Source organism: Vibrio sp. 1457 (assembly GCF_033340195.1).
GTDB classification, from domain to species: Bacteria; Pseudomonadota; Gammaproteobacteria; order Enterobacterales; family Vibrionaceae; genus Vibrio; species Vibrio alginolyticus.
The window spans coordinates 258,450-271,520 of record NZ_JAWOWA010000001.1 but is presented as its reverse complement, the minus strand read 5'-3'; the positions used below and the strand labels follow the sequence as shown (position 1 = coordinate 271,520).

Below are 13,071 nucleotides of genomic sequence, written 5' to 3'. Positions count from 1 at the left end.
GCGCTCGTTGTAGGGGGAGCTATGAAAACGCAATTTCAATTTATTAATGACTGCTTAATCGAAAACCAATCTTTGTGGCGATTCGAGCCTTTTAAAAGCAGCATTCGCACTTCATTACCTTGGCAGGAGCAACATCCTCGGCTGTGCCAATGGCTAGCGTCTCTTACTCCCTCTCAAATCGAAGAATACAAAGCAGCACCAGAACTCGCGTTAAAAGCACTTAGTCCGTTTTTGCCTGAGCTTGAACAACTCGCAGAACTGACTCATTTAGAGCTTTTGTCGTTAAACGGCTTGGAACTCGCTCGTGGTTTAGATAAGGGTATTCCGGGACGTAAGTTGGAGCAAATTAGCTCGATGGGTGAAGCTGCAATTCAACAACACTGTGGCGAAGAATGGCTAGAATGGTGCTCAGGTAAAGGTTACTTGGGGCGAATCCTGACCACGCAAACCGATCAGCCTGTAACCAGCTTTGAATACCAACAAGCACTGTGCGATTCGGGACAACAAGCAGCCAATGAACATCATTGGAAGATGACGTTTATTCAAGGCGACGCGTTTGATAGCAAAGCGAAAGCCGTGTTTAAGCCAACGCAACACGCAGTAGCACTGCATGCGTGCGGTGACCTTCACGTTCGTCTAATGCAGTACGGCAGTGAAAATGGGATTGCTGCGATGACCATATCACCTTGTTGTTACCACTTGATTCAGTCGGAACAATACCAGCCGATGTCGGAATTGGGCAGGGCTTCTTCTCTCTCATTGTCTAAGCAAGAACTGCGTATCCCATTACAACAAACGGTGACGGGAGGAGAGCGCGTGCGTCGTCATCGTCAGCAGGAAATGATGTTTCGTCTTGGGTTTGATTTGATCACGCGACAAGCTTTGGGAATGGCAGAGTATCAGCCTGTGCCGAGTATCCGTAAGTCGCAATTAAGTGATGGTTTTGAATCGTTCTGTCGCTGGGCAGCGGAGCAAAAAGGCATTGTTCTTCCTCAAGAAATCGATTTCTCTCATTTTGAAAAGTTAAGCGAACAACGCTTCTGGCAAATGGAGAGAATGAGCTTAGTGCAACTTGTTTTTCAACGTCCGTTGGAGATTTGGCTCGCATTAGACAAAGTGCTTTATCTTGAAGAACGTGGTTACCGTGTTAGATTGTCAGAGTTTTGCCCTAAATCGGTCACGCCTAGAAATATTTTAATTTGTGCATATAAGATTTAGTTATTCTTTATAGCCAAACGCTCTATATGAAAAAGCCCACTTCAGTGTGGGCTTTTGTAAACAAAACGTGACAAGTTATGTGTTATTTTGTCATTAATTGAACATAGCAATAGCTTGAGTTGGTTCAACGTATTCCAAGTCAAAGCTTTCTGCTACTTCTTTACATGTTACTTTTCCGTGAATAACGTTTAGACCTTCAAGGAAGCCTTTGTCTTCTAGAAGTGCTTCGCGGTAGCCTTTATTTGCTAACTTCACGATGTATGGAAGTGTAGCGTTGTTGAGTGCAAATGTTGAAGTGCGAGCAACTGCGCCAGGCATATTTGCTACACAGTAGTGAACCACTTCATCAACGATGTAAGTTGGATCTGCGTGAGTTGTCGCGTGTGACGTTTCGAAACAACCGCCTTGGTCAATTGCCACGTCAACCACTGCTGCACCAGGCTTCATCTTAGCAATGTGCTCTTTAGTGACCAGTTTAGGTGCTGCTGCGCCAGGAATTAGAACGGCACCGATAACAAGGTCCGCTTCTAGAACATGCTTCTCGATAGCGTCTTCAGTAGAATAAACCACTTTTGCGCGACCTTGGAATTCTTCGTCAAGCTTACGAAGTGTGTCTACGTTACGGTCTAGAATGGTGACGTCAGCGCGAAGGCCAACCGCCATACGAGCAGCGTTTGCACCAACAACGCCACCACCAACGATAACGACTTTTGCAGGTTCAACACCAGGTACGCCGCCTAGGAGCAGACCACGACCGCCGTGCGATTTTTCCAACGTTTGCGCGCCAGCTTGGATAGACATCCGACCTGCCACTTCTGACATTGGTGCTAACAGTGGCAAACGACCCATATTATCTGTTACAGTCTCATAGGCTATACAGACAGCTTTGCTCTTGATTAGCTCATCAGTTTGTGGAAAATCTGGTGCTAGGTGTAAATAAGTAAATAAAATTTGCCCTTCGCGGAGCATTGCTCTCTCTACTGCTTGGGGTTCTTTTACTTTTACAATCATGTCTGCTTGCGCAAATACGTCAGCAGCATGAGGGAGAATGGATGCGCCGACAGCGATGTAATCATCGTCTGAAAAACCAATGCCGGCACCTGCATTGGTCTCAACTAAAACTTGGTGACCATGTGAGATGAGTTCTCTCACGCTAGCTGGGATCATACCAACACGATATTCGTGATTCTTGATTTCCTTAGGTACGCCAATGATCATCCTGTATCCTCTTTCTATAATGGTTGTATTAACTGTTAGTAGGGTGTTATTGTCGAATTAATAACTAGTATAGTTATAGATTTGTAAAATTTGGCACCAAATATTAAAAAGTTGTAGTATATTTTTTTGCAAGGAAGTAATAAGGTGGAATAAAAAATGGCAGACAACTATAAAAAGCCGTCCAAGGAACTAGACCGTATCGACCGCAACATTCTTAATGAGCTGCAGAAAGACGGTCGTATTTCAAACGTTGAGCTTTCAAAACGTGTGGGACTTTCTCCAACGCCATGTTTGGAGCGTGTGCGTCGCTTAGAGCGTCAGGGTTATATCACAGGGTATACTGCATTATTGAATCCGCAGTTCCTGGATGCATCACTATTAGTATTCGTTGAGATTACGCTAAACCGTGGTGCGCCGGATGTGTTTGAGCAGTTTAACTCAGCTGTTCAAAAGCTAGACGACATACAAGAGTGTCATCTTGTTTCAGGTGACTTTGACTATCTTCTTAAAACCCGTGTATCAGATATGGGTGCTTACCGCCGACTATTGGGCGATACGTTACTACGTCTACCTGGCGTAAATGACACTCGCACATACGTTGTTATGGAAGAAGTGAAACAATCTAACCAGCTTGTGATCAAAACTCGTTAATTTCTTGCAAAGAAAGCGGTATATGCTTCCGCTTTCGCCAGAGAGTAATTGGGTTTTTCTCCTTGATATGGTTAAATCAATTTACCGAGCGGCTTGATGCCGCTCGGAATGTTTTGCAATTTCCTATTTCATTTCCATATTCAAGTTGATTTATGTTCAAAGAGAACGCAAAGAAAGTCGAAACCATTATCAAAACCAGTGAAGAGCCCCAGTCTTCACGCTTAAATGGCTTCCAACGCTTAAAAGAGTGCTGCTTTATCGTTGGCGTTCTTAGCTCGGTATTGCTTGCGGTTGCACTATTTACCTTCAGTCCGGCCGATCCTTCTTGGTCCCAAACCGCATGGGGAGGGGATATCGATAATGCTGGTGGCCTTTTCGGCGCTTGGCTAGCCGATACTCTATTCTTCACATTTGGCTCTCTCGCTTACCCAATCCCTTTCTTGCTAGCGGCGGCTGCATGGGTGATTTGCCGTAAACGAGGAGAAGATGAGCCCATTGATTTCATGCTATGGGGTACAAGGCTGCTCGGTCTGGTCGTCCTTATTATGACCAGTTGCGGTCTTGCCGATATTAATTTTGATGACATTTGGTATTTTTCATCCGGAGGTGTGGTCGGGGATGTGTTGTCTAGTCTCGCTTTACCTACATTGAATGTACTCGGTACCACATTGGTATTGCTGTTCTTGTGGGGAGCGGGCTTTACGCTCTTCACTGGCATCTCATGGCTTAACATCGTGGAATGGCTTGGTGATCGTGCGTTAGCATTAATTGCCGCGCTTGCAAATAAGGCAAGAGGTTCAGAGCAGGAAGTTTTAGAACCTCAGCTTGATGAGTTTGTAGAAGACAAAGTCTCTACACCTAAACACAATGTAGACCATGAAATTGATGATGAGCCGCTTCCTCATTTAACGGCGTACGATGTCGATGAACCGAAAGAGCCGGCGCCAGCGCATGAGTATCCTATTTATATGCCGCAAGCGAAACCTGATAAGCTTGCGGAACAGGCGATGGTAGAACCGACGCCACCACAACGCAAGGTTACGGTTAATGCTGCGCCAGTTTATTCTGAACTTGAGCCTCAAATACAACCTATCCATACGGTTAACACTGATAACGTTGATCCGCTCTTGGAACGCACCAAGCAACTGAATGTTACGATAGAAGAGCTTGAAGCAGCGGCGCAACAAGCAGATGACTGGGGAACTGAAGAACAGGCTGCCCCATCATTTGCAGACACTTATTCTTCCTATGTCGAGCAACATACAGCTACAGAAGAACCGATCAGTGTTGAACCAGATTATGCGGAGTACGAACAATTTGAAGCAGAGCAAGTACAGCAGCCAAGTATTGAGCATCCTGTACATGAAGAGCCTGCAATTGATTCTGCTGTATTAGATAGCATCACGGCGCAAACGGAATCGAGCCAACATATTGAGCCTACGATCTCTGACTTTGATGTGTTAGATGATGAAGACGAAGTGGAGTCTCAGCCTGCACAGCAAGCACAGCCAACAACGCCTCATCAGCAAGTTGCAACACCTTCAACAACATTTGAACCTGCACCTCAAAAAGTGGAGGTAGAAGAGGTCCAAGACAACGACCAAGACGTTACCGCATTCCAAGATATGGTTTCCAATGCGCAAGCCAAAGTCGCTGCAACACAGAACCCATTTTTGGTACAGAAAGAAGAAAACTTGCCAGTTCCGGAAGAGCCACTCCCAACGCTCGAGTTGCTTTATCATCCAGAAAAACGTGAAAACTTTATCGACCGTGATGCGTTAGAGCAGGTCGCTCGATTGGTAGAGAGCAAACTCGCTGACTACAAAATCAAAGCCGATGTGGTTGGTATTTATCCTGGTCCAGTGATCACTCGTTTTGAGCTTGATTTGGCGCCGGGGGTGAAAGTAAGTCGTATTTCTGGTCTTTCAACTGACTTAGCGCGTGCATTGTCTGCGATGGCGGTACGTGTTGTGGAAGTAATCCCTGGCAAGCCTTACATCGGTTTGGAACTGCCAAACATGAGTCGTCAGACGGTCTATTTATCTGATGTCATCAGTAGCCCTCAGTTTGAGCAAGCAACGTCACCAACAACGGTTGTGTTAGGTCAAGACATTGCGGGCGAAGCTGTGGTGGCAGATCTTGCGAAGATGCCTCACGTGCTAGTAGCAGGTACAACAGGTTCTGGTAAGTCGGTGGGTGTGAACGTGATGATTTTGAGCATGCTGTATAAAGCAGGCCCAGAAGATGTACGCTTCATCATGATTGACCCGAAAATGCTAGAGCTTTCTATTTATGAAGGTATCCCTCATCTTCTTTCTGAAGTTGTGACTGATATGAAAGACGCATCAAACGCTCTACGTTGGTGTGTGGGCGAGATGGAACGTCGTTACAAATTGATGTCGGCATTAGGTGTACGTAATGTGAAGGGCTTCAACGAAAAATTGAAGATGGCAGCAGAAGCGGGCCACCCAATCCATGACCCGTTCTGGCAGGAAGGCGACAGCATGGATACTGAACCGCCATTGCTAGAAAAGCTGCCTTACATCGTCGTTGTTGTTGACGAATTTGCTGACCTTATGATGGTGGTAGGTAAGAAAGTTGAAGAACTGATTGCTCGCTTGGCGCAAAAAGCGCGCGCGGCAGGTATTCACTTAATTCTTGCGACTCAGCGTCCATCGGTTGATGTTATTACCGGTCTAATTAAAGCGAACATTCCAACTCGTGTTGCGTTTACGGTATCGACTAAAACGGACTCTCGTACAATCCTAGATCAAGGCGGCGCAGAATCACTACTTGGTATGGGTGATATGTTGTATCTACCGCCGGGATCAAGTCATACAACTCGTGTTCACGGTGCATTTGCATCAGATGATGATGTTCATGCTGTTGTAAACAACTGGAAAGCGCGTGGTAAACCGAGCTACATTGAAGAGATCATCAGTGGAGATCAAACTCCAGAAAGTCTATTGCCAGGTGAGCAAATGGAAGCGGATGAAGATGTAGACCCACTCTTCGATCAAGTTGTTGAGCACGTGGTTCAATCACGTCGAGGTTCGGTTTCCGGTGTTCAGCGCCGATTTAAGATAGGTTACAACCGTGCCGCCCGTATTGTAGAGCAGCTTGAAGCGCAGGGCATCGTAAGTGCTCCGGGTCATAACGGTAACCGTGAAGTACTGGCACCTGCGCCACCAAAAGATTAATGAACTTGTGTTACTCACCTCAGTCCAACTGAGGTGAGTGGTTCTAACAATAGGTATCTGAATGAAAAAACTATTTTCAGCGAAACTTTTCTCTGCGCTTGTTTTAAGCTTTTCTCTCTTCTCTACTGCACACGCCGCGTCTCCCAAAGATGAACTAAACAAACGCCTTTCTATGAATGATGGCTTTAGTGCGGATTTCTCTCAGCAGGTTATCAGCCCTGAAGGCGAAACGGTGATGGAAGGAGAAGGCACGGTTGAAATCGCTCGTCCAAGCCTGTTCCGTTGGAGCACAACATTCCCAGATGAAAACCTACTGGTTTCTGACGGTAAGACATTGTGGTACTACAGCCCATTCATCGAGCAAGTGAGTATCTACTGGCAAGAACAAGCAACAGAGCAAACGCCATTTGTTTTGCTAACGCGTAATCGCGCAAGTGATTGGGATAACTACAAGATTTCCCAAAAAGGTGATGAGTTCATCCTCATTCCTAGTGCAGTAGACTCCACACAAGGTCAATTCCAGATTAATATTGATGCTAAAGGTGTGGTGAAAGGTTTCAATGTGGTTGAACAAGACGGTCAAAAAGGTTTGTTCACCTTTAACAACGTGAAGCTGGGTAAACCAAAAGCAGACAGATTCACATTCACAATTCCAAAAGGTGTGGAAGTGGATGACCAAAGGAATTAATTGGTAGTGAGCAATTACACATTAGATTTCTCGGGGGACGAAGATTTTCGTCCCCTTGCTGCTCGTATGAGACCGGAAACGATTGAACAATACATCGGACAGCAGCACATTTTAGGTCCCGGTAAGCCACTGCGCCGTGCGCTAGAGGCGGGTCACATTCACTCGATGATCCTTTGGGGACCACCAGGCACAGGCAAAACGACATTAGCGGAAGTGGCTGCAAACTATGCCAATGCTGAAGTAGAGCGTGTGTCTGCGGTAACGTCTGGTGTGAAAGAAATCCGTGCTGCAATCGAGAAAGCACGTGAGAACAAAATGGCGGGCCGCCGCACCATCTTATTTGTGGATGAGGTGCATCGCTTCAACAAATCTCAACAAGACGCGTTTTTACCGCATATCGAAGATGGCACGGTTACCTTTATTGGTGCGACGACAGAAAACCCATCGTTTGAGTTAAACAACGCATTGCTGTCACGTGCACGTGTCTACAAGCTGACGTCTCTTGATAGAGATGAAATCTCACTGGCGCTGAACCAAGCGATCAGCGATAAAGAACGTGGCTTGGGCAATACACCTGCACACTTCGCTGATAACGTATTAGACCGCCTAGCAGAACTGGTAAACGGTGATGCTCGCATGTCTCTCAATTATCTTGAGCTGCTCTACGACATGGCAGAAGACAATGCGCAAGGTGAAAAAGAGATCACGCTTAAGTTGCTGGCTGAAGTGGCAGGGGAGAAAGTCTCTCGCTTCGATAACAAAGGTGATATCTGGTATGACTTAATCTCTGCGGTCCACAAATCCATTCGTGGCTCTAACCCAGATGCGGCGCTTTACTGGGCTGCACGTATGATTGCTGCGGGTTGTGATCCTCTTTATATTGCCCGTCGATTACTTGCGATAGCATCGGAAGATGTCGGCAATGCGGACCCTAGAGCCATGCAAGTGGCACTCTCCGCGTGGGACTGTTTTACACGCGTTGGTCCAGCAGAAGGTGAACGTGCGATTGCTCAAGCTATTGTTTATCTCGCGTGCGCTCCAAAGAGTAATGCCGTTTACGTTGCTTGGAAACAAGCGCTAACGGACGCTCATAACTTACCTGAATATGAAGTGCCGCATCACCTTCGAAATGCGCCAACCAGTTTGATGAAAGACATGGGTTATGGGGCTGAGTATCGTTATGCTCACGATGAGCCTGGTGCTTACGCAGCAGGTGAGCAATATTTGCCGCCTGAAATGGGCGATCGTAGGTACTATCAGCCGACAAATCGTGGTCTGGAGACCAAAATCGGCGAAAAGTTAGATTACTTGGCTACTTTAGACGCAAATAGCCCACAAAAGCGCTATGAAAAGTAGGCGTTTTTGGATACATTTGTTTAGTAAATTTTTTTAACGCGTACGCTTGGAAAGTGCGCGTGATTTCACAACAAAAAGCATAGGATTAACAATGCTGGATTCTAAATTACTTCGTACAGAGCTGGATGAAACAGCTGCTAAACTGGCGCGTCGTGGCTTTAAGCTAGACGTAGATACTATTCGTAAACTTGAAGAACAACGTAAGTCCATTCAAGTAGAAGTAGAAAATTTACAATCCACGCGTAACTCCATCTCCAAGCAAATCGGCCAAAAAATGGCGGCTGGCGACAAAGAAGGCGCAGAAGAGATCAAGAAACAAATCGGTACGCTAGGTAGCGATCTTGATGCGAAGAAAGTTGAACTTGAGCAAGTAATGGCTCAACTAGACGAATTCACGCGTTCTGTACCAAACATCCCAGCAGATGAAGTGCCAGATGGCAAAGATGAAAACGACAACGTTGAAATCTCTCGTTGGGGTGAGCCAAAGTCTTACGACTTCGAACTGAAAGATCACGTTGACCTAGGCGAAATGGGCGACGGTCTAGACTTCGCAAGTGCAGTTAAGATCACTGGCGCACGTTTCATCGTGATGAAAGGCCAATTTGCTCGTCTACACCGTGCAATCGCTCAGTTCATGCTGGATCTTCACACTGAAGAGCACGGCTACACAGAAATGTACGTACCTTACCTAGTAAACTCTGATAGCCTATTCGGTACTGGTCAGCTTCCTAAGTTTGGTAAAGATCTTTTCCACACTGAGCCGCTAGTAGAAAAAGTAAACGACGAAGAGCCACGTAAACTGTCTCTAATCCCTACTGCAGAAGTACCTGTAACGAACCTAGTTCGTGACACGATTTCTGACGAAGCGGATCTACCAATTAAGATGACAGCTCACACGCCATGTTTCCGTTCAGAAGCGGGTTCTTACGGTCGTGACACTCGTGGTCTGATTCGTATGCACCAGTTCGACAAAGTTGAGCTAGTACAAATCACTAAGCCAGAAGATTCAATGAACGCACTAGAAGAGCTAACAGGTCACGCTGAGAAAGTTCTACAACTTCTTGAGCTTCCTTACCGTAAAGTGGTTCTATGTACAGGTGACATGGGCTTCGGCGCTCGTAAGACTTACGACCTAGAAGTTTGGGTTCCTGCTCAAGAAACTTACCGTGAAATCTCTTCATGTTCTAACATGTGGGACTTCCAAGCTCGTCGTATGCAAGCGCGTTTCCGTCGTAAAGGCGAGAAGAAACCTGAGCTTGTACACACGCTAAACGGTTCTGGTCTTGCTGTAGGTCGTACAATGGTTGCTATCCTAGAAAACAACCAAGAAGCAGACGGCCGTATTGCAATCCCTACAGTACTTCAGAAGTACATGGCGGGCGCAACGCACATCGGTTAATTCATTAACCACTAGAACACCAAAACCCAGCCTTAGTGCTGGGTTTTTTGTTATCTGCGTCGAGTGAAAATACGTTGTTATGTAAATGTAGGATGAGGTATTGCATAGTTAGCCTAAATTATAAAAACCAGTCCCTAATGATATTTTTCTAAGCTTCATTGAGCATGACAAGCTCCTCCAAAATATTAAGAGGAGGTACTTTCATGGCTTCAATAAGAATAAGCGGCTCTGTTGGTTTAGGTGGTAAAAATGTGGATGCTGATATTCGTACGGTACAAAGGTCTATTAACCAATTGCTTGGTTCTTTAAAAGGAGTAAAGGAGCTTAAAGTGGATGGGAAACTAGGCTCTAGACCGGAAAACTCCAAGACTGTCGCCGCAATTAAAGCTTTTCAGAAAAACCTTGTTGGGATGGCTCGGCCAGATGGAAGGATAGATGTGAATGGAAGAAGCCATCGTAAGCTAAATGAGTATTTAAAACGAACGCCTGAGACCGCGGTGGCATATACGTTACCTTTGGTTGGCTCAAGAGATGCGTTGACGGACTTGGATTATCGCAAAGTAGCTGAAACTCTTGGATGCGAAGTCGCTGCTATTAAAGCTGTAGCGGAAGTTGAGAGCCGAGGAGAAGCCTACTTTAGCAATGGTAAGCCAAAGATTTTGTTTGAGGCTCATATATTTTCGAGACTCACTTCAAGAGCCTACGATAACAGTCATCCAAGTATTTCAAGTCGGCATTGGAATCGAAGTCTTTATGTTGGTGGTATCTCAGAATACGTACGTCTAAATAAAGCGATTGAACTGAATTCAAATGCAGCAATCCGCTCCGCATCTTGGGGACGTTTCCAAATTATGGGCTTTAATTTCAAGTTAGCTGGTCATGTTACCGCTGAATCCTTTGTTAAAGCTGTATTCGAGTCGGAGAAGAAACAACTTGAGGCTTTTGTTACGTTTATCCAAAAGTCTGGCTTAGGTGAGCATATAAGAGATAAAAATTGGGCTGCCTTTGCTCGTGGTTACAATGGTTCTGAGTATCAGAAAAATCAATACGACGTCAAATTAGAAAAGGCTTACAAAAAATATGCTTCGATTAAAAATGCTGCGTAACATTTCTTTGCTTGGACTTATTTTTAGTTCATCTGCTTGTGCTTTCAGCCACACTAATACTGCGCTATTTAAGTGTGATGCTTCACATCCTAACCGTCTAGAAATATCAATAGAAAACATAAACAGTCAGGTTCTACTGTCGGAGCTTAGCTTAGGGGGGAGCAGTATTGAAAGATCTTTAGTTATAAAGGACTTTAAATTAGACCAGTATCATCGAGCGTTGGTAGATGAGAAGTCACTGGAATTTAGTATTGGTGAGCGCGTCATATTGGTTAGTGAGTACTTTAGCGAGGAGTTTGATGAGGTTGAGAAGATACTCAGTGTTACTTTGAGAGAGCCTGAGCAAACGCAGTATTTTGAATGCGAGGAAGGGAGTATGAGTAACCTTGCATTGCTTTTCCATGAGAGCGCCGAATAATCGATTACAGAGTAATTATTACTAAAACGTAATAGTGTTTTCGTATTTACCTTAATTATCTTGTTATTTGTAATCGATATAATCATCCACCTTACCACGGTAAGTAGATTTTCTCATTCAAGTAACGAGGAGGGCTTATGGCCGTAGGGTGGGCAAACGACGATAGCGTCAGCCAACAAATTCAAAACACAATAGACGACGAGATTTCCCGTGTTCGTGGCAGTATCACAAAGGGTGAGAGCACCCATTACTGCGATGATTGTGGTGATGAGATCCCAGAAGCGCGTCGTCTTGCAATGAAAGGCGTTCGTTTGTGTATCGAATGTCAGTCAACAATCGAATTGGTATCTCAACGCCAAGCATTGTTCAATCGACGAGCGAGTAAAGACAGTCAACTTCGATAGCTTTACTGCTCTAATAAATAACGAGACGGTTTGAGTCTCATACTCAAACCGTTTTCGTATTGAATGGAACTATGAAGCGAAGCAGTCTTTACGTTGCAACGCTGCATCAATCGCGTTAACTAGCTTCTCAATATCTTCTGGCTTGCTGATGAACGGCGGCATCATATAAATCAGTTTGCCAAATGGACGAATCCACACTCCGTGTTCAACAAACAAGGCTTGGATGGTTTCCATATTCACAGGGCGAAGCGTCTCCACTACGCCAATAGCACCCAACCAACGGGTGTTTTTCACCAAGTCGTATTCTTCAAGTTTTGGTAGTAACTCAGAAAACAGCGTTTCAATTTGTTGGGTTTGTTGCTTCCAATCACCTTGCTCGATCAATTCCAAACTTGCAGTAGCTACGGCACAAGCGAGTGGATTCCCCATAAAGGTTGGACCGTGCATAAAACAACCAGCATCACCACCACAAACAGTGTCTGCTACGTGTTTGCTCGCGAGGGTCGCAGAGAGGGTCATGTAGCCGCCAGTAAGTGCTTTCCCGACACACAGAATGTCTGGTTGAATATCCGCATGTTCGCAGGCAAACAATTTACCTGTGCGTCCAAAACCGGTAGCGATCTCATCTGCAATCAATAACAGACCGTATTTGTCGCAAAGTCTACGCACGCCTTTGAGAAATTCTGGATGGTAGATACGCATGCCACCTGCGCCTTGAACGATAGGCTCAAGGATCACCGCAGCAAGTTCTTGATGGTGCGTCTCAATCTTGTGCTCGAAGTCGGTAAGGTCTTCTGGCTTCCATTCATCCCAATAACCACAAGTTGGTGACTCCGCAAAGATATGCTCAGGCAAAAAGCCTTTGTAGAGAGAGTGCATTGAGTTGTCAGGATCGGTGACCGACATCGCCGCAAACGTATCGCCGTGATAACCGTGTCGCAAAGTAAGAAACTTCGGTCGGCGTTCGCCTTTTGCATGCCAATATTGAAGTGCCATTTTTAAGCTGACTTCTACGGCAACAGAGCCTGAATCGGCAAGGAATACATGTTCAAGATTACTTGGTGCTAGGGATAGCAACTTCTTACACAAACTGATTGCTGGCTGGTGGGTAATCCCGCCAAACATCACGTGAGAGACCTTATCGATTTGCTGGTGAGCGGCTTGATTTAAGTGCGGATGGTTATAGCCGTGGATCGTCGACCACCAAGAAGACATGCCATCGACCAGCTCAGTACCATCTTCCAATTTAATGTGCACACCATTTGCCGATGCCACTGGGTAGCAGGTCAGAGGTGTCAATGTAGAAGTGTAAGGATGCCAGATATGCTGGCGGTCGAAGGCGAGATCCATGTGCGATTCCAATAATAATTGAGATTAAAAAACAGACAGATGTAAACTTTGTTCTTTTGCGTT

The 13,071-nt window shown here is 45.5% G+C and carries 11 protein-coding genes; 9 read left to right on the top strand and 2 right to left on the bottom strand.

Features of this window, described 5'->3' with window-relative positions; genetic code table 11:
• Positions 1 to 21: 21 nt before the first annotated feature.
• On the top strand, positions 22 to 1,218 hold the full coding sequence (locus tag R7Z41_RS01255; RefSeq protein ID WP_213896739.1) for a methyltransferase: 1,197 nt from the start codon (positions 22 to 24) through the stop codon (positions 1,216 to 1,218).
• Positions 1,219 to 1,311: 93 nt separating this feature from the next.
• Here R7Z41_RS01255 and ald read toward each other — a convergent pair whose 3' ends face one another.
• On the bottom strand, positions 1,312 to 2,436 hold the full coding sequence (gene ald / locus R7Z41_RS01250; protein WP_005378241.1) for an alanine dehydrogenase: 1,125 nt from the start codon (positions 2,434 to 2,436) through the stop codon (positions 1,312 to 1,314).
• Positions 2,437 to 2,592: 156 nt separating this feature from the next.
• On the opposite strand from ald, the gene lrp reads away from it, so the two are divergent.
• The 8 genes from lrp to R7Z41_RS01210 all read left to right on the top strand — a co-directional run bounded on the left by lrp (position 2,593) and on the right by R7Z41_RS01210 (position 11,658).
• Entirely contained in the window at positions 2,593 to 3,087 is a 495-nt protein-coding gene (lrp, locus tag R7Z41_RS01245; protein ID WP_005378234.1) for a leucine-responsive transcriptional regulator Lrp, read from the top strand.
• A gap of 152 nt (positions 3,088 to 3,239) precedes the next feature.
• Complete coding sequence (locus R7Z41_RS01240; protein ID WP_206969730.1) at positions 3,240 to 6,287, top strand: DNA translocase FtsK 4TM domain-containing protein; 3,048 nt, start codon at positions 3,240 to 3,242, stop codon at positions 6,285 to 6,287.
• A 61-nt stretch (positions 6,288 to 6,348) separates the two neighbouring features.
• Positions 6,349 to 6,975 (top strand): outer membrane lipoprotein chaperone LolA, encoded by a 627-nt coding sequence (lolA, locus tag R7Z41_RS01235; RefSeq protein ID WP_206969732.1) that lies wholly within the window; start codon positions 6,349 to 6,351, stop codon positions 6,973 to 6,975.
• On the top strand, positions 6,976 to 8,331 hold the full coding sequence (locus tag R7Z41_RS01230; RefSeq protein ID WP_242531641.1) for a replication-associated recombination protein A: 1,356 nt from the start codon (positions 6,976 to 6,978) through the stop codon (positions 8,329 to 8,331).
• 91 nt (positions 8,332 to 8,422) lie between these two features.
• Positions 8,423 to 9,730, top strand: coding sequence for a serine--tRNA ligase (gene serS / locus R7Z41_RS01225; RefSeq protein WP_170890556.1), 1,308 nt, complete (start codon positions 8,423 to 8,425; stop codon positions 9,728 to 9,730).
• 203 nt (positions 9,731 to 9,933) lie between these two features.
• A complete protein-coding gene (locus tag R7Z41_RS01220; RefSeq protein WP_206969741.1) occupies positions 9,934 to 10,836 on the top strand; it encodes an N-acetylmuramidase domain-containing protein in 903 nt (300 codons plus the stop codon).
• Positions 10,826 to 11,254, top strand: coding sequence for a hypothetical protein (locus R7Z41_RS01215; protein WP_054575142.1), 429 nt, complete (start codon positions 10,826 to 10,828; stop codon positions 11,252 to 11,254). Before R7Z41_RS01220 ends, R7Z41_RS01215 begins: the two co-directional genes overlap by 11 nt.
• A 137-nt stretch (positions 11,255 to 11,391) precedes the next feature.
• Positions 11,392 to 11,658: a DksA/TraR family C4-type zinc finger protein gene (locus R7Z41_RS01210; protein ID WP_206969742.1), complete on the top strand. Its 267-nt coding sequence runs from the start codon at positions 11,392 to 11,394 to the stop codon at positions 11,656 to 11,658.
• Positions 11,659 to 11,727: 69 nt separating this feature from the next.
• On the opposite strand, the gene bioA is transcribed toward R7Z41_RS01210, so the two are convergent.
• Positions 11,728 to 13,008: an adenosylmethionine--8-amino-7-oxononanoate transaminase gene (gene bioA, locus R7Z41_RS01205; protein ID WP_033905079.1), complete on the bottom strand. Its 1,281-nt coding sequence runs from the start codon at positions 13,006 to 13,008 to the stop codon at positions 11,728 to 11,730.
• Positions 13,009 to 13,071 lie beyond the last annotated feature (63 nt).

What these genes read in the sequence shown, in the direction of transcription:
- R7Z41_RS01240 (WP_206969730.1), top strand. Translation starts at nt 3,240, where the DNA reads ATGTTCAAAGAGAACGCAAAGAAAGTCGAAACCATTATCAAAACCAGT.
- R7Z41_RS01255 (WP_213896739.1), top strand. Translation starts at nt 22, where the DNA reads ATGAAAACGCAATTTCAATTTATTAATGACTGCTTAATCGAAAACCAA.
- bioA (WP_033905079.1), bottom strand. Translation starts at nt 13,008, where the DNA reads ATGGATCTCGCCTTCGACCGCCAGCATATCTGGCATCCTTACACTTCT.
- R7Z41_RS01220 (WP_206969741.1), top strand. Translation starts at nt 9,934, where the DNA reads ATGGCTTCAATAAGAATAAGCGGCTCTGTTGGTTTAGGTGGTAAAAAT.
- serS (WP_170890556.1), top strand. Translation starts at nt 8,423, where the DNA reads ATGCTGGATTCTAAATTACTTCGTACAGAGCTGGATGAAACAGCTGCT.
- ald (WP_005378241.1), bottom strand. Translation starts at nt 2,436, where the DNA reads ATGATCATTGGCGTACCTAAGGAAATCAAGAATCACGAATATCGTGTT.
- R7Z41_RS01210 (WP_206969742.1), top strand. Translation starts at nt 11,392, where the DNA reads ATGGCCGTAGGGTGGGCAAACGACGATAGCGTCAGCCAACAAATTCAA.
- lolA (WP_206969732.1), top strand. Translation starts at nt 6,349, where the DNA reads ATGAAAAAACTATTTTCAGCGAAACTTTTCTCTGCGCTTGTTTTAAGC.
- R7Z41_RS01215 (WP_054575142.1), top strand. Translation starts at nt 10,826, where the DNA reads ATGCTGCGTAACATTTCTTTGCTTGGACTTATTTTTAGTTCATCTGCT.
- lrp (WP_005378234.1), top strand. Translation starts at nt 2,593, where the DNA reads ATGGCAGACAACTATAAAAAGCCGTCCAAGGAACTAGACCGTATCGAC.